Consider the following 21,046-nt stretch of genomic DNA (forward strand, 5'->3'; position numbering starts at 1 on the left):
TCAACCCTGCGCGTACGGGCAAGACGGTATCGGATCGGGCGGGTGGTTCCCATACAGTTCGAGGTGTCAGCACCCAAGCGTTGTACGACCGTTGTGCGCGAGCAGGCTGTGAATTGACTGAGAGTCAGATGTTGTGGGAACGGCTCAGGAGTTGTAAGTACTCTGTGCGCGTTCCAGTCCCTCGCTCAGCAGCGCCTCGACGGCGTCGGCGGCCCGGTCGACGAACCAGTCCAGCTCCTTGCGCTCCACCGAGGAGAAGTCCTTGAGCACGAAGTCCGCGACCTCCATCCGCCCCGGCGGGCGCCCGACGCCGCAGCGGACGCGGTGGTAGTCGGGGCCCAGCGACTTGGTGAGCGACTTCAGGCCGTTGTGCCCGTTGTCGCCGCCGCCGAGCTTGAGCCGCAGCGTCGCGTAGTCGATGTCCAGCTCGTCGTGGACCGCCACGATCGACGCGGCCGGCGTCTTGTAGAAGTCCCGCAGGCCGGTGGTCGGGCCACCGGAGAGGTTCATGAAGGTCATCGGCTTGGCCAGCACCACCCGCTGCCCGGCCAGCCGCCCCTCGGCGACCTGGGCGCGGCTCTTGTGCGCCTTGAACCTGGCGCCGATCCGCTGCGCCAACAGATCTACCACCATGAAGCCGATGTTGTGCCGGTTACGGGCGTACCCCTCGCCCGGATTGCCCAGCCCCACGACCAGCCAGGGCCCGGTGTACTCTTCGCCGCTCATCAAGCGCTCCTCATCACACACGCGATCACACTCGCGATCACCACATCATCCCGGACACACCGCTGCCCCGGCCTCTCCAACTTCGGAGTGGCCGGGGCAGCGGTCAAGCTGGGCGCGAGGCTCAGGCGGAGGCGGCAGCGGCCTCGGCGTCGGCGTCGGCCTGCGAGGCCTGGGCGCCGATGACCTGCAGCACGACGGTGTCGCCGTCGACGGCCAGGGTGGTGCCGGCCGGCAGGGTGATGTCCTGGGCCAGGACGGAGGCGCCGGCCTCGAGGCCCTGGACGGAGACCGTGACGGACTCGGGCAGGTGGGTGGCCTCGGCCTCGACCGGGAGGGTGTTCAGCACGTGCTCGAGCAGGTTGCCGCCCGGGGCCAGCTCGCCCTCGGTCAGCACCGGGATCTCGACGGTGACCTTCTCGCCGCGCTTCACCAGCAGCAGGTCGACGTGCTCGATGGTGCGCTTGATGGCCTCACGCTGGACGGCCTTCGGCAGGACGTACTCGTCCTTGCCCTCGATCGGCACGACCAGCAGGGCGTTCGGGGTCTTGAGCGCCATCATCAGGGCGTGGCTCGGGAGGTTCAGGTGCACCGGGGTGTGACCGTGACCGTAGACGACACCGGGGACGAAGCCGGCGCGGCGGGCGCGACGGGCGGCACCCTTGCCGAACTCGGTGCGGGACTCAGCGGCAAGGCGGATCTCGGACACGACTGCACTCCTCGTTTAAGAATCTGGCGCGGGGGTGCAGGCAACAAGCGAGAGCCGCCGGGACCACACCCTCAAAGTACGTTTGGGGGGTCGCTCGGCGGCGGACGAAACTGCGGACAGCCGGACTCCGGCTGCGGCAGCGCGTCGATCACGGAGCGAGCACCCGTACGGGCACACGGCATCCCTCGCCGAGCAGTCTCAGGAGTCTAACCGCACCCCGCGTCAACAGTGAAATCGGCCCCGGCGCATGAAGCGCCGGGGCCGGTTCACAGACGAACGGGTGTCAGTGGACGCCCTCGAAGAGGCTGGTGACCGAGCCCTCCTCGAAGACCTCGCGGATCGCGGCGGCGATCGACGGGGCGATGGAGAGCGTGGTGACCTTGTCGAGCTGGAGCTCGGCCGGGGTCGGCAGGGTGTTGGTGAAGACGAACTCGCTGACCCGCGAGTTCTTCAGGCGGTCGGCGGCCGGGCCGGAGAGCACGCCGTGGGTGGCGGCCACGATGACGTCGGCGGCGCCGTTGTCGAAGAGCGCGTCGGCGGCGGCGCAGATGGTGCCGGCCGTGTCGATCATGTCGTCGACCAGGACGCAGACCCGGCCCTTGACGTCACCGACCACCTCGGCGGAGAGGATGGTGTTGGCCTGGCTGGTGTCACGGCGCTTGTGGATGATCGCCAGCGGGGCGTCCAGCCGGTCGCACCACTGGTCGGCCACCTTCACCCGGCCGGCGTCCGGCGAGACGATGGTGAGCTTGGCGCGGTCGACCCGCTCGCCGACGTAGTCGCAGAGCATCGGCAGCGCGAACAGGTGGTCCACCGGGCCGGCGAAGAAGCCCTGGATCTGCGCGGTGTGCAGGTCCACGGCCATGATCCGGTCGGCGCCGGCCTGGGCCAGCAGGTCGGCGACCAGGCGGGCCGAGATCGGCTCGCGGCCCAGGTGCTTCTTGTCCTGGCGGGCGTACCCGTAGAACGGCAGGATCGCGGTGATGCTGCGGGCCGAGGCCCGCTTCAGCGCGTCGATCATGATCAGCTGTTCCATGATCCACTGGTTGATGGGAGCCGTGTGGCTCTGCATCACGAAGCAGTCCGCACCACGCGCGGAGTCCAGGAAGCGGACGTAGATCTCACCGTTGGCGAAGTCGTACGCCTTGGTCGGGACGAGTTCGGTGCCCAGTGCGGCGGCAACCTCCTTCGCCAGCTCGGGGTGGGCACGGCCGGAGAAGAGCTTGAGTTTCTTCTCACCCGACGTCGTGATCCCGCTCACTGCACCGTCTCCTCGTATTGCTGACGCACATGAACCCGCCACACCGCACCCGGGCAGCGCCCGAGCCGGTGGTCAACGGGGGATTTGGAGGTACGCCCGGTCACCGACTGCAGCCCAGTGGCGCACGTATGTACTCCAGGTTACGCGCCTGGCCCGGAAGCGTCCGCCCCGGACCACTCCTCAAGATCCCCGGCAGGCCGTTCAGGCCCCACCGGACTCCCCCGCCCCAGCGGCCGCCTCGGCCGCCTCCACGGCCGCTGCGGCGACCCGGGCCGAGTCCGAACCAGGCCGCTTGCGCTGCACCCAGCCGGCCACGTTCCGCTGCTGCGCGCGGGCGACGCCCAGCGATCCGGCGGGAACGTCGCTGATGATGACCGAGCCGGCGGCCGTGTAGGCGCCGTCACCGACCGTCACCGGTGCGATGAACATGTTGTCCGAACCCGTGCGGCAGTGCGCCCCGATGGTGGTCCGGTGCTTGTTCACCCCGTCGTAGTTCACCGTGACGGACGCCGCACCGATGTTGGTGCCCTCGCCGATCGTGGCGTCGCCGATGTAGGAGAGGTGGGGCACCTTGGCGCCCTCGCCCAGCTCGGAGTTCTTGATCTCCACGTACGTGCCGGCCTTCGCCTTGCGGCCCAGCTTGGTCCCCGCCCGCAGGTACGCGTACGGGCCGACCGAGGCCAGCGCGCCGATCTCCGCACCGATCGCCGTGGTGTTGCTCACGTGCGCGCCCGCGCCCACCAGGGTGTCGGTCAGCGTGGAGTTCGGGCCGACCTCGCAGCCCTCGCCCAGGTGGGTGGCGCCGTGCAGCTGGGTGCCGGGCAGCACGACCGCGTCCGGCTCGTACGTCACCTGGACGTCCAGCCAGGTGGTCGCCGGGTCCACGATCGTCACGCCCTCACGCATCGCCCGCTCGACCAGCCGGGCGTTCAGCATCCGGCGGGCCTCGGCGAGCTGCACCCGGTCGTTGATCCCGACGATGTCGCGGAAGTCGCCCGCGACCACGGCGCCGACCCGGTGGCCGGCGGTCCGCAGGATCTCCAGCGTGTCGGTGAGGTACTCCTCGCCCTGCACGTTGTCGGTGCTCAGGCGGCCGAGGGCCTCCGCGAGCAGCTTGGCGTCGAAGGCGAACACGCCCGAGTTGATCTCGGCGAGGGCGCGCTGGGCGTCCGTCGCGTCCTTCTCCTCGACGATCGCCGCGACCGCGCCATCGGTCTCGTCGCGCAGGATCCGGCCGTAGCCGAACGGCTCCGGGACGACCGCCGTCAGCACCGTGACGCCGTTGCCCTGCTCCGCGTGCGCCGCGACCAGCGCGGCCAGCGTCGCGCCGGTCAGCAGCGGCGCGTCGCCGGTGGTGACGACCACCGTGCCGTCCAGCGGAGCCCCGTCCGCCGCCAGCGCCGCGAGCGCCGTCCGGACGGCGTGTCCGGTGCCGTTCTGCTCCAGCTGCTCCGCCGTCCGCACCCCGGGGAAGTGCTCCGCCAGGTGCGCCTGCACCAGCTCGCGCAGGTGCCCGACCACCACGACCAGCTGCTGCGGCGTCAACTCCTGTGCGGCGGCGACCGCGTGGCCCACCAGCGACCGGCCGCAGACCTCGTGCAGCACCTTGGGCAGGCTCTTCGACTTCATCCGAGTCCCGCCGCCTGCGGCGAGCACGATCACGGCAGCGGGGTTGTTGGCACTCACCGGTGGAGGCTCCTCGGTCGGTTCGAGATGAGGGGAAGCACCCGAGTCTCGGACCGCACATCCGCCGACCAGGCGTTCCGAGGATAACCGGGCCGACAAAAGCGGGAGGCCAGGGCCCGAACGGCCCTGGCCTCACCACACGCTCCGCCGGTAGGACTCGAACCTACACTGCAAGGCTCCAAAGGCCTGCGGGCTGCCAATTACCCCACGGCGGACAGCTGCTCAGACCTTACCGGAGTCTCCCCCGGGCTGTGTATCGACTATGCCTCCGAGTGGGATTCCGTTCCGCACGCCCCCGATCCGCGACGTGGAGTTCCGCGCTCCCGTGCGCCCTGACGGCCAACCAGTCGGGCCGGCCGGGCCGAGCCCGATCGCCATCAGGTCGGGTGAATTTCGCGTAAGCCCCTCTCCGTCCTGCGGCGACACGTCTTCCCTTCGGAGGCGGCAGTACCTACGATGCCGTAAGTTACGCACACGTAAGTACTGCACTCCCGGTACTGCAGACGTAGGTACTGCCTCTCCCCCTCAAGGAACGCCTCCATGACCATTCAGGCAAGCGAAGCGCGCCCCGGGGCCGCCGAACTCCCCCTCTCACAGATCTCCGCGACCCGTGGCGGGGAGAAGCAGGGGGCCGCCGAGCGGATCACGCTGGGGCTCTTCATCGGGCTGCCGTTCGCGGCGCTGCTGGCCGCCGTGCCGGTGGCCTGGGGGTGGGGAGTCGGCTGGCTCGATCTGACGATCGGCGTGGTGATGTACTTCATCGCCTGCCACGGCATCACCATCGGCTTCCACCGGTACTTCACCCACGGCTCGTTCAAGGCCAACCGCGCGCTGGAGATCACCCTGGCGGTCGCCGGCAGCATGGCGATCGAGGGCCCGCTGGTCCGCTGGGTCGCCGACCACCGCAAGCACCACCAGTTCAGCGACAAGGAGGGCGACCCGCACTCCCCGTGGCGCTACGGCGAGACCGTGCCCGCGCTGCTGAAGGGCCTGTGGTGGGCGCACATGGGCTGGCTCTTCGACGAGGAGCAGACCTCGCAGGCCAAGTACGCCCCCGACCTGGTGAAGGACCCCGCCATGCGGCGGATCTCCCGGCTGTTCTGGCTCTGGACGCTGATCTCGATGCTGATCCCGCCGCTGGTCGGCGGACTGGTCACGATGTCCTGGCACGGCGCGCTGACCGCCTTCTTCTGGGGCTCGCTGGTCCGGGTGGCGCTGCTGCACCACGTGACCTGGTCGATCAACTCGATCTGCCACGCGATCGGCGAACGTCCGTTCAAGTCCCGGGACCGCTCCGGCAACGTCTGGTGGCTCGCGGTGCTCTCCTGCGGCGAGTCCTGGCACAACCTGCACCACGCCGACCCGACCTCCGCCCGGCACGGCGTGCTGCGCGGGCAGATCGACTCCTCCGCCCGGCTGATCCGCTGGTTCGAGCTGGCCGGCTGGGCGCAGGACGCCCGCTGGCCGGACGCGGAGCGGATCGCCGCCCGTCGCACCGCATGAGCGAGCCCGGCGCGGGAGCCGACGGACGCGGCAGGGGAGATCAACGGGCGGCAAAGCCGCCGGCGCGAGAAACAGGGTGGGGTGCAGGCCGCTCCCTGCCGCATGATGTAGGGGTGAACGGGAGCAACGGAGACACCGCAGACGGCCACCAGACCGCACGGGCGGGGGCCGTCGGCGGTCCCGGCCCCCGTACCCGCCCCGCTGCCCCGGCCCGCACCACGAAGGGCGGCCGGGTCCGGATGACCGGCAAGCAGCGCCGCGAGCAGCTGCTGGAGATCGGCCGGTCGGTCTTCGCGGAGCGCGGGTACGACGGCACCTCGGTCGAGGAGATCGCCGAGCGGGCGGGCGTCTCCAAGCCGGTGGTGTACGAGCACTTCGGCGGCAAGGAGGGGCTGTACGCGGTCGTCGTCGACCGCGAGATGCAGCTGCTGCTCGACATGGTCACGGGCGCACTGACCGGCGGGCACTCGCGGGAGCTGCTGGAACAGGCTGCGTTCGCACTGATGGACTACATCGACACCTCCACCGACGGCTTCAAGATCCTGGTCCGGGACTCCCCCGTGGCGCAGGCCACCGGCACCTTCGCCTCGTTGATCAGCGACATCGCGACCCAGGTCGAGGACATCCTCGGGCTGGAGTTCAAGGCCCGGGGCTTCGACGCCCGGCTCGCACCGATGTACTCGCAGATGCTGGTGGGCATGGTCGCGCTGACCGGGCAGTGGTGGCTGGAGGTGCGCAAGCCCGGGAAGGCCGAGGTGGCGGCCCACCTGGTGAACCTCGCCTGGCACGGCCTGGAGGGCATGGAGCGCCACCCCAAGCTGGTCGGCGACCGCCAGCAGTAGGGCCCCACCGGGCTTCGGCCGGGCCTGCGTCACGTCGGGATCGTTCACCCCGGGTTTTTCTTGACGTCAAGAGGCTTCATATCGACACATCCCCCGATACACTGATCCACATGGAGGACGAGGTCGACCGCCTGGTCGCAGCATGGCGCCGAGAGCGCCCCGACCTCGACGTGGAACCACTTGAGGTGCTCAGCCGGGTCAGCAGGCTCGCCCGGCACCTCGACCGCGCCCGCCGCACCGCCTTCGCCGAGCACGGTCTCGAACCGTGGGAGTTCGACGTGCTGACGGCCCTGCGCCGGGCCGGCGCCCCCTACCAGCTCTCCCCCGGGCAGCTGCTCACCCAGACCCTGGTGACCTCCGGCACCATGACCAACCGGATCGACCGCCTGACCGGCAAGGGCCTGGTCAAGCGCCTGCCCGACCCGGACGACCGGCGCGGCGTACTCGTCCGCCTCACCGGCGACGGCATGGACCGAGCGGACCAGGCCCTCGCCGGGCTGCTCGCGCACGAACGCGCCCTGCTCGCCGAACTCAGCTCCGGCCAGCGCAGCGACCTCGCCGGACTCCTCCGGCAGCTGGTCGCCCCCTTCGACAAGGCGAGCTGAGGCTCAGCCTTCCGTCTGTGGTTACCCAGGTGCCCTGGCTACGGCGTCCGCAAGGAGCTCGTGGGGTGAGCCTCCGAGGGGTTCACCCCGGCGCGGCGGGCCACCGCCACCGCGGCCAGGGTGGAGTGCACGCCCAACTTGCCGAGGACGTTCTGCATATGGGTGCGGACGGTGTGCGGCGAGAGGTAGAGCCGCTCGGCGACCGCCTGCCGCCCGAGACCGGCGACCATGCAGCGCAGCACCTCCTCCTCGCGCGGGGTGAGCGTCTCGACCAGCCGCTCGCTCTCCGTCCGGTCACGCCGGGCGGCCGTCAACTCCCGGACCACTCCGGTGAGTAGTGTCGGCGGCAGATGGGTCTCGTCGGCCAGCACACCACGGACCACCGTCAGCAGCCGGGCGAGCGAGCTGTCCTTGGCGACCCAGCCGCAGGCGCCCGCCTGGAGCGCGCGGACGGCGCGGCGCGGGTCGTCCTCGGCGGCCAGCACCACCGCGCGCAGCTCCGGATGGGTACGGCAGACCCTGGCCAGCAGCGCGATGCCGTCGACGGACGCCTGCGCTGCCCCGGCGGGCTGCCGTGGCGCGGGCGGGGCCGGTACGGCGGGCCCGGCGGGCAGGCCGGGGAGCATCGGGCGGCGCATCGGCTGCGGCGGTCTGCGGGACGGGGCTCCGCCGGGCGCGAGGTCCGCGTCGATGAGCACCACGTCGAAGGCGCGGCCCTCCGCGAGCGCACGCTCCAACGCCCGTTCGGCTGCGGCGGCACTACCGGCGGCCCCGACCTCGATGTCCGGCTCGGCGGCGAGGGCTGCGGCGAGCGCCTCGGCGAAGATGCGGTGGTCGTCGACGACCAGGACGCGAATCCGGCCCATCACCCCTCCCCTGGTCAGGCTCCGCCACCACCGTACGGGGATTCCGTTGCCCCGGCAGGGGATTGACGAAGTCGACCGTACGCAATCGGGTGCCTACCAGGGTTCACGTACAGAACCGGGTACCCCCAGGGGCGCGGGGCCCTGCTTGATTCACTGCGCGCGCGACCAGGGCACAACGCACGTACACAGTTGCGCACGCCGTTCCCCGCGCCCCCGAGGTGGTTGCCGTGAGTCGTCAGCCGACCCGCCGCGCCCCCGCAGCCGGGGTGGCCGCGAAGGTGCGGGGTGCGGCGTAGCCGGCGTCGCTGAAGGCGGTGGTGACGGCGGCGGCGACGTGGTCGAGGGTGCCGGCTTCGACCAGGGCGAGGACGGACCCGCCGAAACCGCCGCCGGTCATCCGGGCGCCGAGGGCGCCCGCCGCCACGGCGGCTGCGACCGCGAGGTCGGTCTCGGGGCAGGAGACGCGGTAGTCGTCCCGCAGCGAGGCGTGGCCGGCGCTCAGGATCGGGCCCAGGGCGGCCAGGTCGCCCGCGTCCAGCCGGGCGACGGCCTGCTCGACCCGGACGTCCTCGGTGACCACGTGCCGTACCAGCGGCCGGAGTTCGGCGGGGAGCCGGTCGAGGGCCTGGGGGAGCCGGTCGGGCGGGAGGTCGCGCAGGGCGCGCAGGCCGAGCAGTTCGGCGGCCCGCTCACAGCCGGCCCGCAGTTCGGCGTAGGCGCCGTCGCCGAGGTCGTGCTTGACCCGGGTGTCGATGACGAGCAACCGCAGGCCCTGCCCGGCGAGGTCGAGCGGGACGTGGCGGTGGGCGAGGTCCCGGGTGTCGAGGAAGAGGGCGGCGCCCTCGACGCAGCACATGGACGCCATCTGGTCCATCACCCCGCAGGGCACCCCGACGAACGCGTTCTCGGCCCGCTGTGCGATCAGGGCGAGTTCGGGGCCGGTCAACTCGAGCTCGTACAGGTCGCGGTAGGCCGTGGCGACCACGCACTCCAGCGCGGCGGAGGAGGAGAGCCCGGCGCCGCTCGGGACGTCGCTGTCGAAGTGGAAGTCCGCGCCGCCGACGTCGTGCCCGGCCTCGCGCAGCGCCCAGACGACAGCGGCCGGGTACGCGGCCCAGCCGGTGACACTGCCGGGTGCCAGCCCGTCCACCCGGAGTTCGGTGACCTCCCCGTCGCCCTGCTCGCTGAAGAGCCGCAGTACGCCGTCGTCCCGCCGCCGGGCGGTGGCCTTGGCGGCGTGCGGGAGGGCCACCGGGAGCACGAAGCCGTCGTTGTAGTCGGTGTGCTCGCCGATCAGGTTCACTCGGCCGGGCGCCGCCCAGACCCCGGTCGGGGTGGCACCGAACACGGACTGGAAATCAGCCAACTTAGGGCCTCCGGCAATTGGGGGGTGGGTGAAGGAGCGCCCGCCGCGCCGGCGGCAGGTGTCCGGGTGTCTGGGTCGGGCCGAGTCTGGGCGGTGCCGACGAGCGAGTAGCAGCAGCGCTGCGGCGACTGAGGAGAAGCCGTCCAGGCGACAGCCCTGGGGGCACCTCCCGGCCGAAGGCTGGGGGAGCGTCGCGACGCTCCCCCAGCCAATTGCCGGCGGCCCTTAGTTCTCCCTGAGGGCGAGAGTGAACTTCCACGCGTCCGCGACGATGTCGTCGAGCTCCGGACGGCTGGGGCGCCAGCCGAGGGCGTCGTGGGCGCGCTGGGCGGAGGCGACCAGGGTGGCGGGATCGCCGGGGCGGCGCTCGGTGGTGACGACCGGGATCTCGCGGCCCGTCACGCGGCGGACGGACTCGATCACCTCGCGGACGGAGAAGCCGCTGCCGTTGCCGAGGTTGCAGATCAGGTGCTCGCCGGCCTTGGCGGCGCCGAGCGCGAGCAGGTGCGCCTCGGCGAGGTCGGCGACGTGGATGTAGTCGCGGATGCAGGTGCCGTCGGGGGTCGGGTAGTCCTCGCCGAAGACCGAGATGTGCGGACGCTGGCCCAGCGCGGCCTGGAAGACCAGCGGGATCAGGTGCGACTCGGGCTCGTGCCGCTCGCCATAGGCGCCGTACGCGCCCGCGACGTTGAAGTAGCGGAGCGAGACGGCGGCCAGGCCGTGCGCGACGGCCTCGCTGGTGATCAGGTGGTCGACGGCCAGCTTGGTGGCACCGTAGGTGTTGGTCGGCGAGGTCCGCGCGGTCTCCGCGATCGGCACCGACTCCGGCTCGCCGTAGACGGCGGCGGTGGAGGAGAAGACCAGCTTGCGGACGCCCGCCTTGCGCATGGCGCTGATCAGCTCCAGCGAGCCGGCCACGTTGTTGCGCCAGTACTTCTCCGGGTCGGCGACCGACTCGCCGACCTGGGAGGCGGCGGCGAAGTGCAGCACGCCGTCGTAGGAGGCGTCGAGGACGTCGGCCGCGTCCTGGATGCGGCCGCGCACGAACTCGGCGCCGACCGGGACGCCCTCGAGGAACCCGGTGGAGAGGTCGTCGAGAACGGTGACCTGGTGTCCGGCCTCCAGCAGGTGCGCGCCGACCACGCTTCCGACGTAACCGGCACCACCCGTGACCAGGTACTTACTCATGATGCGACCTCCCGCAGGCGCTGTGCCGCCGCCTCGGGCGACACATCGTTGACGAACGCGTCCATGCCGGATTCGACCCCGGCGAGGAACTTGAGCTTGCCTACCGTACGACGGATCGTGAAGAGCTCCAGATGCAGTGCCAGCTCCTCCCCCATCAGGGCAGGTGCCTGGTGCCAGGCGGCGATGTACGGCGTCGGTGCGGTCCGCACGTTCCGGCCCGGATCGGGGCTCTGCCGGTCCTCGGTGAAGAGCCGGTCGAAGCGGCGCAGCAGTTCGAGGTAGACCGCCGGGAATTCGGCCCGTTCGGCGGCGCCGAGCCTGGTGAGGTCGGCGACCCGGCGGTTGGGGTAGAGGTGCACCTCGTACGGCCAGCGGGCGGCGAACGGTACGAACGCCGTCCAGTACTCCCCTGCCAGGACCACCCGTTCGGGATCGGCCCGCTCGGTGGTGACCAGGTCCTCGAAGAGGTTGCGGCCGGTCCGCTCCCGGTGCAGGGAGGCTTCGGCGATCATCTTGACGGTGCGCGGCGCGGCGAACGGGAACGCGTAGATCTGGCCGTGCGGGTGGGCCAGTGTGACGCCGATCTCGGCGCCCCGGTTCTCGAAGCAGAACACCTGCTGGACGCCGGGGAGCGCGGAGAGTTCGGCCGTGCGGTCCGTCCAGGCTGCGAGCACCAGAGCGGCCTTCGCCTCGGTGAGGTCGGCGAAGGAGGAGCCGTGCTCGGCGGTGAAGCAGACCACCTCGCAGCGGCCGTTGCCGGCCGCCCGGGTGCGCAGCGGATCGTCGGAGCCGGTGATGTGGGCGACGGCGTCGGTGGCGAGGGCCGGGAAGCGGTTCTCGAAGACGACCACGTCGTAGTCGGCCGCCGGGACCTCGCTGAGCCGCCCGTCCCGGGAGGGGCAGAGCGGGCACTCGTCGGCGGGGGGGTGGTAGATCCGGCCCTGGCGGTGGGCCGCCACGGTGACCCAGTCGCCGGTGGCGGGGTCACGCCGGATCTCGGACAGTGCGCTGGTGGGCTCCAACGGGCGCGGGTCGGCGGCGTCACGGACCGCTGCGTCGTCCGCGTCGTAGTAGATGAGCTCGCGGCCGTCCGCGAGCTTGGTCGTGGTCTTCTTCACGGCCTCCGCCTTCCTTTTACCGGCGGGAACATAATCAAACAGAATCCACCACAGGTCAACACCATGAGCGGGCACATGAGCCGGTTACGGCACTCGGGGGCGCCGGTGGAGCCGCTACGCCAGGCCGACCCGCTCCAACAGGCCGGTCCGGGCCGCGACGGCGGCGGCCTCCAGCCTGGTCCTGGCCCCCAGCTTCGCCAGGACGCGCTGGACGTGGGTACGGGCGGTGCTGGAGGCGATCCCCATCCCGGCCGCGATGGCGGCGGTGTCCTCGCCCTCCGCGATCCGGACCAGCACCTGGACCTCACGGTGCGTCAGCGAGCGCAGCAGCCGCAGTGCTTCGTCGTCCTGCACCGCCAGGGGCCGCAACAGCCGGTCGAACGCGCCCTGCAGCACCTCGACGGCGACCGCCGCCTCCCCGGCCCGGACTCGGACGATCGCCCGCTCGACCACCTCGATGCGCTCGTCGCTCCGTACGTAACCGGCTGCTCCGGCCGCGAACGCGGCGGCCACCCGCCCGGGTTCACCCACCGGGCCGAGCACCACGACCGCGATCTCGGGCCGCTCACGCCGCAACCGGCGTACGGGGTCGAAGGCTTCGGGCCCACCCGGGCCGTCCACGCCGACCAGGCACACCTCGGGCCGGCGCCCGGCGGCCACCTCACAGACCGCACGCGCCGGGGAGCCCAGCCCGACCACGCGGTGGCCTCTCAACTGCAGCGCCGCTGCCAGCGCCTCAGCCAGTAACCGGTGGTCGTCGACCACCACGAGCCGAACGCCCACGGCGTCCTCCAGTCCCGTCCGGACCGCCCGCGCGGCACGTCCGCGCCGGGAGCCGCCAATGACGCACCATCACAGCGCATACCGGCCCGGACCGCCAGAGCCCGTCCCCGGCCACGCGTTCCGGTTCGGTGAACGCAGAAGGCCCTCGCCTTTTGGGCGAGGGCCTTCGTGCTCACTGTGGAGCCCCCATGCGGAATCGAACCGCAGACCTTCTCCTTACCATGGAGACGCTCTACCGACTGAGCTATAGGGGCGAACCGGCCGAACGAGGAAGACATTACATGGTCATCGGCCGGAACGTGAAATCGGTTCCGTTCGACCCGCATACGAACCTCAGGCCACCTCGCAGGCCGTGCCGCGCCCCTCGTCGAATCCGGCGCGCGCCGCGATGACGGCGGGGCTGTTCGCCTCGACCCAGTCGCCGATCGTCACCACCCGCTCCGCCAGCCCCCGGCCGAGCGGCAGCAGACCGTAGACCACGCGCGGCGGCACCTCGGGGTGGACGGTGCGCAGTACCAGCCCGTCCCGCTCCAGCGTGCGGACGGACTGGGTGAGCATCTTGCGGCTCACGCCGCTGACGGAGCGCTGGAGTTCGGAGAAGCGCTGCTCACCGAGCCGGTGGAGGCTCGCGAGGATCAGCAGCGACCACTTGTCGGCGAGCTCCGCGAAGACCTCCCGACTGGGGCAGAACGCGGCGAAGACGTCGAGGGGCAAGTCCGGTCGCTGCTCCTGCTGCTGCTCGCTCATGTCTCCAGGGTAGAGCGAGTCGGTCTCTTACGCTGCCCTGGTAACCAATAGAGACTTGGTCTATATTGGTTACCAGCTCGACCCCCTCCCTCTCTCCCTCAGGAGCAGCTGCGCCATGACCACCAACCGCCCCACCATCGCCATCGCCTTCCACTCCGGCCACGGCCACACCGCCGTGATCGCCGAGGCGGTCGCCCGAGGTGCCGCCGAGGCCGGCGCGGACGTCGTCCAGGTCGCCGTGGACGCCATCACCGACGAGCAGTGGGAGCAGCTGGACGCCGCCGACGCGATCGTCTTCGGCTCGCCGACCTACATGGGCACCGCCTCCGGCGCCTTCCACACCTTCGCCGAGGCGACCAGCAAGCGCTGGTTCACCAGCATGTGGGCGGACAAGCTCGCGGCGGGCTTCACCAACTCCGGCTCCAAGGCCGGCGACAAGCACCACACCCTGAACTTCTTCCAGACGCTGGCCGCCCAGCACGGCATGACCTGGGTCAACCTGGGCCTGCACCCGGGCTGGAACTCCACCACCGCCTCCGAGAACGACCTGAACCGTCTCGGCTACTTCGCCGGCGTGGGCACCCAGACCCCGGTGGACGGCAGCCCCGACGCCGTCCACAAGGCCGACATCGCCACCGCCGAGCACCTGGGCGAGCGGGTCGCCAAGCAGGCCGCGATCGTGGCCGCCGGCCGGATCGCCCTTGCGGCCTGACGCCCACTCACCCAAGGCCGAAGCCGAACCGAGCTCGAACCCGAGCTCGGCCCCCAACTCGGCCCCCAACTCGGCCCTTTCGGCGCCCGCGCCTCACTGCGCGGGCGCCGAAGCCGGTCCGGCAGAGGCGGAGACGGCCGACGCCACTCCGGTGGCCGCCAGGTCGCTGCCGCGCGTCTCCGGCAGCGCGCACAGGCAGAGCACCGAGACCAGGCCGACCCCGGCCAGGTACCAGCCCACCGGTTCGGCCGTCCCGAACGCCCCGGTCAGCCTGGTCGCCACCAGGGGTGCCGTCGCCCCACCGACCACACCGCCGAGGTTGTACGTCAGCGACGCCCCCGTGTACCGCACGTTCGTCGGGAAGAGCTCCGGCAGGTACGCCGCCACCGGCCCGAACAGGCCGCCCAGCACGGCCATCGCCCCGACCAGGGCAATGGCCATCAACGGCACCCGGACGGTCTCCAGCAGCGGGAACAGCACCAGCGACCACCCGGCCGCCAGCACGGTGGCGAACTGCAGCACCCGGCGCCGCCCCCAGCGGTCGCTGCGCCCGGCCGTGAACCAGGCCGCCGAGCCCTTGGCCACCGCGCCGACCAGCAGCAGGCCCATCACCAGGCCCCGGGCCACCCCCAGATCCATGGTGGCGTAGGCGAGCGCGTAGGTGGTGGTCAGGTAGAACAGCGCGTACCCGATCATGATCGCGCCACCGCCCAGCAGCACCGTCCGACCGTGATCCCGCAGCACCGTCAGGACCGGCACCTCGACCGGCTCGGCCCGGTCCCGGAAGAGCGGGCTCTCCGCGATCCTGAGCCGGACGAACAGCCCGACGGCGACCAGCACGAGCGAGGCCAGGAACGGCACCCGCCAGCCCCACGCCATGAAGGCCGCGTCGCTGAGCGCCTCGGACAGCGCCAGGAACACCCCGGTCGCCAGGAAGAACCCCACGCACGGCCCGAGTTGCAGGTACGCGCCGTACCGCCCGCGCCGCTCCGGCGGGGCGTGCTCGGCCAGCAGCAGTGCCGCGCCGCCCCACTCCCCGCCCAGGCCCACACCCTGGCAGACCCGCAGCACCACCAGCAGCGCCGGTGCCCACGTCCCCCAGCCGCCGTACCCCGGCAGCAGTCCGACGGCGGCCGTGGACAGGCCCATCAGCAGCAGCGAGACCACCAACGTCGTCTTCCGGCCCAGCCGGTCGCCGAAGTGCCCGAACAGCACCGCGCCCAACGGCCGGGCCAGGAAGGCCACGGCGTACACCGAGAAGGCCGCGAACAGGGCACCGGCGGTGCCGAGCCCGGGGAAGAACACCCGGCCGAAGACCAGTGCGGCGGCGGTGCCGTAGATGAAGAAGTCGTAGTACTCGATCGCGGTGCCGATGAAGGCGGCCACCGCGATCCGGCGCAGCCCGGGGTCCGTCCGGGTGTCGTGAGAAGTCATGACACCCACAGTGCTGGGCCGTTGACCTGCACCGACAGCACGCACACGGGTGAACCGGGCGCGTGGTGGCTGCCGCCCGCCCCCCGGGTGAAGCCCACAACAGGGGCGTGAGGAACGGCGCGAAGCGGTGAGTGCGCGCCGTCACTCCCGCTTTCGCGCACTCAGCTGATCAAGCAGAGCCCCGCGCCCCCGGACAGTGCACCTGACCCCAGTGCCCAGCTACTGGCAGAGTCCTACTCGACCTGCTCGGCGAGCTCCATCCAGACCAGCTCGAGGCTCTCCTTCTCGTCCTTGACCTTGCGCAGCTGGGTGTCCAGCTCCGCGACCTTGGAGAAGTCGGCCGCGTTGTCGGCCAGTTGGGCGTGCAGCTTGGCCTCCTGCTGGTCCAGCTTGGCGATCTGGCGCTCCGTCCGCTGCAGCTCCTTCTTCAGCGCCCGGGTGTCACCGACCGGCTTGACCTGCACCACCCCGGCGGGCACCGCCGCCTCGGCGATCTTCGCCCGGCGCTCCAGGTACTCGTCGACGCCGTTCGGCAGCATCCGCAGCCGCTGGTCGCCGAGCAGGGCGTGCACGGTGTCCGTGGTCCGCTCGATGAAGAACCGGTCGTGGCTGATCACGACCATCGAGCCGGGCCAGCCGTCGAGCAGGTCCTCCAGCTGGTTGAGGGTCTCGATGTCCAGGTCGTTGGTGGGCTCGTCGAGGAAGAGCACGTTGGGCTCGTCCATCAGCAGGCGCAGCAGCTGCAGCCGGCGGCGCTCGCCACCGGAGAGGTCGCCGACCGGCGTCCACTGCTTGTCCTTGGTGAAGCCGAACTGCTCGCAGAGCTGACCGGCGCTCATCTCCCGGCCCTTGCCGAGGTCGACCCGGCCACGGATCTGCTCGACGGCCTGCAGCACCCGGGTCGCCGGGTCCAGCTCGGCGATCTCCTGCGACAGGTACGCCAGCCGGACGGTCTTGCCGACCTTGACCACGCCGGACGCGGGCTGCACGTCACCCTGGCTCGCGTACGCGGCCTGCATGGCCCGCAGCAGCGAGGTCTTGCCCGCGCCGTTGACGCCGAGCAGACCGATCCGGTCGCCGGGGCCGAGGTTCCAGGTGAGGTTCTCCAGCAGCAGCTTGGGGCCGGCCTTGACGGTGACGTTCTCCAGCTCGAAGACCGTACGGCCCAGACGCGCGTTGGCGAACTTCATCAGCTCGGACTTGTCGCGCGGCTCCGGGACGTCGGCGATCAGCGCGTTGGCCGCCTCGATCCGGTAGCGCGGCTTGGACGTACGGGCGGGGGCGCCCCGGCGCAGCCAGGCTAGCTCCTTGCGGGCCAGGTTCTGCCGCTTGCTCTCCTCCGTCGCCTCGATCCGCGAGCGCTCGGCACGGGCGAAGACGTAGTCGGAGTAGCCGCCTTCGTACTCGTGCACCTCACCGCGCTGGACGTCCCACATCCGGCTGGCGACCTGGTCCAGGAACCACCGGTCGTGGGTGACGCAGACGAGCGCCGAGCGGCGCTTGCTGAGGTGCTGGGCGAGCCAGGCGATGCCCTCGACGTCCAGGTGGTTGGTGGGCTCGTCCAGCACGATCAGGTCGTGCTCGCCGAGCAGCAGCTTGGCCAGCGCGATCCGGCGGCGCTCGCCACCGGAGAGCGGGCCGATCACGGTGTCCAGCCCCTGGTCGAAGCCGGGCAGGTCGAGACCGCCGAACAGGCCCTGGATGATGTCGCGGATCCGCGAGTCGCCCAGCCACTGGTGGTCGTCCCGGTCGGCGATCACCTCGTGCCGGATGGTGGCCTTCGGGTCGAGCGAGTCGTGCTGGGTGAGCACCGCCATCTGCAGCCCGCCCGAGTGGGTGATCCGCCCGGTGTCCGGCTCCTCCAGCTTGGCGAGCATTCGGATCAGCGTGGTCTTGCCGTCACCGTTGCGCCCGACGACACCGATCCGGTCCCCTTCGCTGACGCCCAGGCTGACGCCGTCCAGCAGGGCACGAGTGCCGTAGATCTTGGTGACGGACTCGATGGTGGCGAGATTGACGGCCACTGCTGCTGCGCTCCTGGGATCGGCGTAACCGGGGAGTGCCCCGACCTTCCAAGAGTAGTCGGCGCGCCGTGCCCGTCTCAGCGGTCGGTCGCCCGAGGGTGCGCGGTACCGGCGTACGTGATCCAACAGGTGGCTCGCTCCTGAGCCGACGACTCCCGCTCCTCGGCGGTAGCCGCGTCAGTGAACCGCCGCCCCCCGGACGGGTCCGTACGTCGCGTGGGCGGTGCGGCAGGTGCCGGAGGCCGTCAGGGCGGCAGCCAGGGCCTCGGCCGCTGACGCGTCCTTGGCAAGGAAGGCGCAGGTGGGGCCGGAGCCGGAGACCAGGGCGCCGATCGCTCCCGCCTCGGTACCGGCCGCGAGGGTGGCGGCGAGGGCGGGGCGCAGCGAGAGGGCGGCGGGCTGGAGGTCGTTGGTGAGGGCCGCCGCCAGAGCGGCCGGGTCGCCCGTGGCGAGGGCGGCGAGCAGGGCGGGGGCCGCGTCCGGGGTCGGTACGTCGGCCTCGGATGAGCCCGTGCCCGCCTCCTCGCGGAGGCGGTCGCACTCGCGGAAGACGGCGGGGGTGGAGAGGCCGCCGTCGGCGACCGCGAAGACCCAGTGGAAGGTGCCGGTGACGGGCAGCGCCTCCAGGATCTCGCCCCGGCCCCGGCCCAGCGCGACCCCGCCCAGCAGGGCGAACGGGACGTCGGAGCCGAGCTCGGCCGCGAGGTCGAGCAGGACGTCCATGGGCGTCCCCAGGCCCCACAGCGCGTCGCAGGCGACCAGCGCGGCCGCGCCGTCCGCACTGCCGCCCGCCATGCCGCCGGCCACCGGGATGGCCTTGGCGATGTGCAGGTGGACGCCGGGGTCGGCGAGGCCGTGGTGCGCGGCCAGCAGGCGGGCCGCGCGGGCGGCGAGGTTGGTATCGTCCAGCGGCACCTGCGCGGCGTCCGGCCCGCTGCAGCTGAGCGTGACGCCCTCGCCCGGGGTCGCCGTCACCTCGTCGCCGAGGGCTACGGCGAAGAAGACGTTCGCCAGGTCGTGGAAACCGTCGCCGCGCAGCCCGCCGACCCCCAACTGCACGTTGACCTTCGCGGGGACCCGGACCTTGATCACAGCGCGGACGCCTTCGGCTTGTGCTCGGCGATGGCGGCGAACTGCTCCACCGTCAGCATCTCGCCGCGCAGCTTGTGGTCGATCCCGGCGGCGGCGAGCGCCTCCTCGGCGGCTGCCGGAGAGCCCGCCCAGCCGGCCAGCGCGGCGCGCAGCGTCTTGCGGCGCTGTGCGAAGGCGGCGTCCACGACGGCGAACACCTCGCGGCGGGTGGCGGTGGTCTTCGGCGGCTCGCGGCGGATCAGCGAGACCAGACCGGAGTCCACGTTGGGCGCGGGCCAGAAGACGTTGCGGCCGATCGCACCGGAACGCTTCACGTCCGCGTACCAGTTGGCCTTGACCGAGGGCACCCCGTACACCTTGTTGCCCGGCTTGGCGGCGAGCCGGTCGGCGACCTCGCTCTGCACCATGACGAGCGTCCGCTCGATGCTGGGGAAGGTCGCGAGCATGTGCAGCAGGACGGGCACGGCGACGTTGTACGGCAGGTTGGCGACCAGCGCGGTGGGCGGCGGGCCCGGCAGCTCGGTGACCTCCATCGCGTCACTGAGGACGAGGTCGAAGTGCGGCGCCCGCTCGGGCATCCGGGACGTGATGGTGGTCGGCAGGTGCTGCGCGAGCAGCGGGTCGATCTCCACCGCCGTGACGTGCGCGGCGACCTCCAGCAGCGCCAGCGTCAGCGACCCGAGCCCGGGGCCGACCTCGACCACCGAGTCCTCGCCCGTCACCCCGGCGGCCCGGACGATCCGGCGCACGGTGTTGCCGTCGATGACGAAGTTCTGCCCACGCTGCTTGGTCGGCTTCACGCCAAGGGCTGCTGCCAGCTCCCGGATGTCGGAGGCGCCGAGGAGGTGGCTGTCAGGGGTGGGGTCGGTGGTGCTCACCCGCCAAGGATACGGGCGGCGCGCGCCTACTTCTGCGGGAAGCGGTCCGTCTCGATCCGGACGACCCGGCCGTCCGGCAGTGGAAGGTCCACCGGCTCACCGAACGGTCGCTCCACCGGCTTCGGATAGCCCTGCTTGGCCTTCGGCTCGGTGAACAGGGTCCACTTGCCCTCGAGCGGATCGACGATCAGGTACGTCGGGACGCTGTACCGGCCGTACAGGTCGAGCTTGATGCGGTAGTCGTTGTCGATCGAGCTTCCGGACACCACCTCGATCACGGCGTCGAGGTCGGTCCAGTCGTACCGCCCGGTGTCCGGACCGGTGGCGGCGTCGTCGGCAAGGATGGCCACGTCAGGAGCGAAGCCGTTCTTGTAACCGGGGAAGTCGATCGGCACGTCGGCCATGATCCTCGCGTCCTCACCGAGGGTCTTCCAGAGCTGCTGGAGAATCTGGCTGATGATCGTCCACTGGGTCTCGCTCTGCGGCGACACGACGATCTGACCCCCGATGATCTCGACGCGATACCCCTCGGGGATGGCCATCCCCTCGACGATCTCCCACATGTCGCTTATGGCTGTCGACATGGCGTCTCCCTCCGGTCAGCTTCAGTATGGCGCAGCCCGCTCCCTCAGTAGCCGAACGCCCGGGCCGTGTTCTCCGCGATGGCCGTCGCGAGTTCGTCCTCGTGGAGACCTCGCGAGGCGGCCATCGACCGCAGCGTGACCGGGATCAGGTACGGCGCGTTGGGGCGGCCCCGGTACGGGTGCGGAGTGAGGAAGGGGGCGTCCGTCTCGATCAGGATGCGGTCGAGGGGGGTGACGGCTAGGGCGTCGCGCAGGGGCTGGTTGGCCTTGAAGGTGACGGGGCCGGCGAAGGAGAGGTACCAGCCGTGCTCGGCGCAGATCCTGGCCATCGCGGCGTCGCCGGAGTAGCAGTGGAAGACCGTGCGCTCGGGAGCGCCCTCCGCCAGCAGCATGGCGATGACGTCCTCGTGGGCGTCGCGGTCGTGGATCACGAGTGCTTTGCCGTGGCGCTTGGCGATCTCGATGTGGCGGCGGAAGGACTCCTTCTGGATGTCCACGCCCTCGGGCCCGGTCCGGAAGTAGTCGAGCCCGGTCTCGCCGACGGCGAGGACGTGCGGCAGAGCAGCCAGTGCGTCTATCTCGGCCAGCGCGGCGTCGAGCGCGGCCGAACCACCCGGCGTGCGCTTCTGGCCCGACCAGCCGTCCGGGTCCCCGAGGACCAGGCGCGGCGCCTCGTTGGGGTGCAGCGCGACGGCCGCGTGCACGGCGTCGAACTCGGCCGCCAGCTCGGCGGCCCAACGCGAACCCGCCACGTCGCAACCCACCTGGACGACGGTGGTGACCCCGACCGAGGCCGCCTTGGCGAGGCTCTCAGCGGGGGTGCCGGACTGCATGTCCAGGTGGGTGTGCGAGTCGGCCACCGCGACCGCCAGCGGAGCGGGCAGCGGCGGTGGGGTCGTCCGGTCTTCGTCCTTGGTGGCCATGG

General features: G+C 71.5%; 20 protein-coding genes and 2 tRNA genes. 4 read left to right on the forward strand and 18 right to left on the reverse strand.

Translation table 11 applies throughout. The features are described 5' to 3' along the window. Positions 1-144: 144 nt before the first annotated feature. The 5 genes from pth to P3T29_RS13115 form a co-directional block, all read right to left on the reverse strand. The gene (pth, locus tag P3T29_RS13095) at positions 145-726 is read right to left on the reverse strand and encodes an aminoacyl-tRNA hydrolase (RefSeq protein WP_280716565.1); all 582 of its coding nucleotides are present in this window, start codon (positions 724-726) and stop codon (positions 145-147) included. Between the two features lie 121 nt (positions 727-847). Beyond that, positions 848-1,432, reverse strand: a complete 585-nt coding sequence (locus tag P3T29_RS13100) for a 50S ribosomal protein L25/general stress protein Ctc (RefSeq protein WP_280716566.1) — start codon at positions 1,430-1,432, stop codon at positions 848-850. 283 nt (positions 1,433-1,715) lie between these two features. After that, positions 1,716-2,693 carry a ribose-phosphate diphosphokinase gene (locus P3T29_RS13105; RefSeq protein ID WP_280716567.1) on the reverse strand — a complete coding sequence of 326 codons (978 nt, stop codon included), beginning with the start codon at positions 2,691-2,693 and terminating at the stop codon, positions 1,716-1,718. Between the two features lie 201 nt (positions 2,694-2,894). Then, positions 2,895-4,379, reverse strand: coding sequence for a bifunctional UDP-N-acetylglucosamine diphosphorylase/glucosamine-1-phosphate N-acetyltransferase GlmU (gene glmU / locus P3T29_RS13110; RefSeq protein ID WP_280716568.1), 1,485 nt, complete (start codon positions 4,377-4,379; stop codon positions 2,895-2,897). Positions 4,380-4,521: 142 nt separating this feature from the next. Next, positions 4,522-4,594 (reverse strand) — tRNA-Gln (locus tag P3T29_RS13115). Positions 4,595-4,919: 325 nt separating this feature from the next. On the opposite strand from P3T29_RS13115, the gene P3T29_RS13120 reads away from it, so the two are divergent. From P3T29_RS13120 to P3T29_RS13130, 3 genes are all read left to right on the forward strand, one after another. Further along, the gene (locus tag P3T29_RS13120) at positions 4,920-5,882 is read left to right on the forward strand and encodes a fatty acid desaturase (protein WP_280716569.1); all 963 of its coding nucleotides are present in this window, start codon (positions 4,920-4,922) and stop codon (positions 5,880-5,882) included. Between the two features lie 113 nt (positions 5,883-5,995). Then, complete coding sequence (locus P3T29_RS13125) at positions 5,996-6,724, forward strand: TetR/AcrR family transcriptional regulator (RefSeq protein WP_280716570.1); 729 nt, start codon at positions 5,996-5,998, stop codon at positions 6,722-6,724. A 110-nt stretch (positions 6,725-6,834) separates the two neighbouring features. Beyond that, positions 6,835-7,329, forward strand: coding sequence for a MarR family transcriptional regulator (locus P3T29_RS13130; protein ID WP_280716571.1), 495 nt, complete (start codon positions 6,835-6,837; stop codon positions 7,327-7,329). Positions 7,330-7,367: 38 nt separating this feature from the next. On the opposite strand, the gene P3T29_RS13135 is transcribed toward P3T29_RS13130, so the two are convergent. From P3T29_RS13135 to P3T29_RS13165, 7 genes are all read right to left on the reverse strand, one after another. Continuing rightward, positions 7,368-8,195, reverse strand: a complete 828-nt coding sequence (locus P3T29_RS13135; protein WP_280716572.1) for a response regulator transcription factor — start codon at positions 8,193-8,195, stop codon at positions 7,368-7,370. Positions 8,196-8,430: 235 nt separating this feature from the next. After that, a complete protein-coding gene (gene galK / locus P3T29_RS13140; protein ID WP_280716573.1) occupies positions 8,431-9,561 on the reverse strand; it encodes a galactokinase in 1,131 nt (376 codons plus the stop codon). A gap of 225 nt (positions 9,562-9,786) precedes the next feature. After that, positions 9,787-10,749, reverse strand: a complete 963-nt coding sequence (galE, locus tag P3T29_RS13145) for a UDP-glucose 4-epimerase GalE (protein ID WP_280716574.1) — start codon at positions 10,747-10,749, stop codon at positions 9,787-9,789. After that, positions 10,746-11,867, reverse strand: coding sequence for a galactose-1-phosphate uridylyltransferase (gene galT / locus P3T29_RS13150; protein WP_280716575.1), 1,122 nt, complete (start codon positions 11,865-11,867; stop codon positions 10,746-10,748). The genes galE and galT overlap by 4 nt, the downstream gene beginning before the upstream one ends. 114 nt (positions 11,868-11,981) lie before the next feature. Then, the gene (locus P3T29_RS13155; protein ID WP_280716576.1) at positions 11,982-12,650 is read right to left on the reverse strand and encodes a LuxR C-terminal-related transcriptional regulator; all 669 of its coding nucleotides are present in this window, start codon (positions 12,648-12,650) and stop codon (positions 11,982-11,984) included. 178 nt (positions 12,651-12,828) lie between these two features. Continuing rightward, a tRNA-Thr gene (locus P3T29_RS13160) sits at positions 12,829-12,904 on the reverse strand. A 79-nt stretch (positions 12,905-12,983) separates the two neighbouring features. After that, positions 12,984-13,397 carry a helix-turn-helix domain-containing protein gene (locus P3T29_RS13165; protein WP_280716577.1) on the reverse strand — a complete coding sequence of 138 codons (414 nt, stop codon included), beginning with the start codon at positions 13,395-13,397 and terminating at the stop codon, positions 12,984-12,986. A 115-nt stretch (positions 13,398-13,512) separates the two neighbouring features. On the opposite strand from P3T29_RS13165, the gene P3T29_RS13170 reads away from it, so the two are divergent. Beyond that, positions 13,513-14,109: a flavodoxin family protein gene (locus P3T29_RS13170; RefSeq protein WP_280716579.1), complete on the forward strand. Its 597-nt coding sequence runs from the start codon at positions 13,513-13,515 to the stop codon at positions 14,107-14,109. A gap of 93 nt (positions 14,110-14,202) precedes the next feature. On the opposite strand, the gene P3T29_RS13175 is transcribed toward P3T29_RS13170, so the two are convergent. The 6 genes from P3T29_RS13175 to P3T29_RS13200 form a co-directional block, all read right to left on the reverse strand. Continuing rightward, positions 14,203-15,543, reverse strand: coding sequence for an MFS transporter (locus P3T29_RS13175; protein WP_280716580.1), 1,341 nt, complete (start codon positions 15,541-15,543; stop codon positions 14,203-14,205). Between the two features lie 233 nt (positions 15,544-15,776). Further along, complete coding sequence (locus P3T29_RS13180; RefSeq protein ID WP_280716581.1) at positions 15,777-17,567, reverse strand: ABC-F family ATP-binding cassette domain-containing protein; 1,791 nt, start codon at positions 17,565-17,567, stop codon at positions 15,777-15,779. Positions 17,568-17,744: 177 nt separating this feature from the next. Continuing rightward, positions 17,745-18,659 (reverse strand): 4-(cytidine 5'-diphospho)-2-C-methyl-D-erythritol kinase, encoded by a 915-nt coding sequence (locus tag P3T29_RS13185; protein WP_280716582.1) that lies wholly within the window; start codon positions 18,657-18,659, stop codon positions 17,745-17,747. After that, positions 18,656-19,537, reverse strand: a complete 882-nt coding sequence (gene rsmA / locus P3T29_RS13190) for a 16S rRNA (adenine(1518)-N(6)/adenine(1519)-N(6))-dimethyltransferase RsmA (RefSeq protein ID WP_280716583.1) — start codon at positions 19,535-19,537, stop codon at positions 18,656-18,658. Before rsmA ends, P3T29_RS13185 begins: the two co-directional genes overlap by 4 nt. Positions 19,538-19,563: 26 nt before the next feature. Next, positions 19,564-20,121, reverse strand: a complete 558-nt coding sequence (locus tag P3T29_RS13195; protein WP_280716584.1) for a Uma2 family endonuclease — start codon at positions 20,119-20,121, stop codon at positions 19,564-19,566. A 44-nt stretch (positions 20,122-20,165) separates the two neighbouring features. Continuing rightward, complete coding sequence (locus tag P3T29_RS13200; protein ID WP_280716585.1) at positions 20,166-21,044, reverse strand: TatD family hydrolase; 879 nt, start codon at positions 21,042-21,044, stop codon at positions 20,166-20,168. Positions 21,045-21,046: the final 2 nt, after the last annotated feature.

The organism is Kitasatospora sp. MAP5-34 (genome assembly GCF_029894335.1).
Taxonomy (GTDB): Bacteria; Actinomycetota; Actinomycetes; order Streptomycetales; family Streptomycetaceae; genus Kitasatospora.

Bases quoted from the DNA above. Each gene is read 5' to 3' on its own strand.
- P3T29_RS13165 (WP_280716577.1), bottom strand. From the start codon at position 13,397: ATGAGCGAGCAGCAGCAGGAGCAGCGACCGGACTTGCCCCTCGACGTC.
- P3T29_RS13175 (WP_280716580.1), bottom strand. From the start codon at position 15,543: ATGACTTCTCACGACACCCGGACGGACCCCGGGCTGCGCCGGATCGCG.
- P3T29_RS13120 (WP_280716569.1), top strand. From the start codon at position 4,920: ATGACCATTCAGGCAAGCGAAGCGCGCCCCGGGGCCGCCGAACTCCCC.
- P3T29_RS13195 (WP_280716584.1), bottom strand. From the start codon at position 20,121: ATGTCGACAGCCATAAGCGACATGTGGGAGATCGTCGAGGGGATGGCC.
- galE (WP_280716574.1), bottom strand. From the start codon at position 10,749: ATGAGTAAGTACCTGGTCACGGGTGGTGCCGGTTACGTCGGAAGCGTG.
- P3T29_RS13135 (WP_280716572.1), bottom strand. From the start codon at position 8,195: ATGGGCCGGATTCGCGTCCTGGTCGTCGACGACCACCGCATCTTCGCC.
- P3T29_RS13170 (WP_280716579.1), top strand. From the start codon at position 13,513: ATGACCACCAACCGCCCCACCATCGCCATCGCCTTCCACTCCGGCCAC.
- P3T29_RS13130 (WP_280716571.1), top strand. From the start codon at position 6,835: ATGGAGGACGAGGTCGACCGCCTGGTCGCAGCATGGCGCCGAGAGCGC.
- pth (WP_280716565.1), bottom strand. From the start codon at position 726: ATGAGCGGCGAAGAGTACACCGGGCCCTGGCTGGTCGTGGGGCTGGGC.
- P3T29_RS13200 (WP_280716585.1), bottom strand. From the start codon at position 21,044: ATGGCCACCAAGGACGAAGACCGGACGACCCCACCGCCGCTGCCCGCT.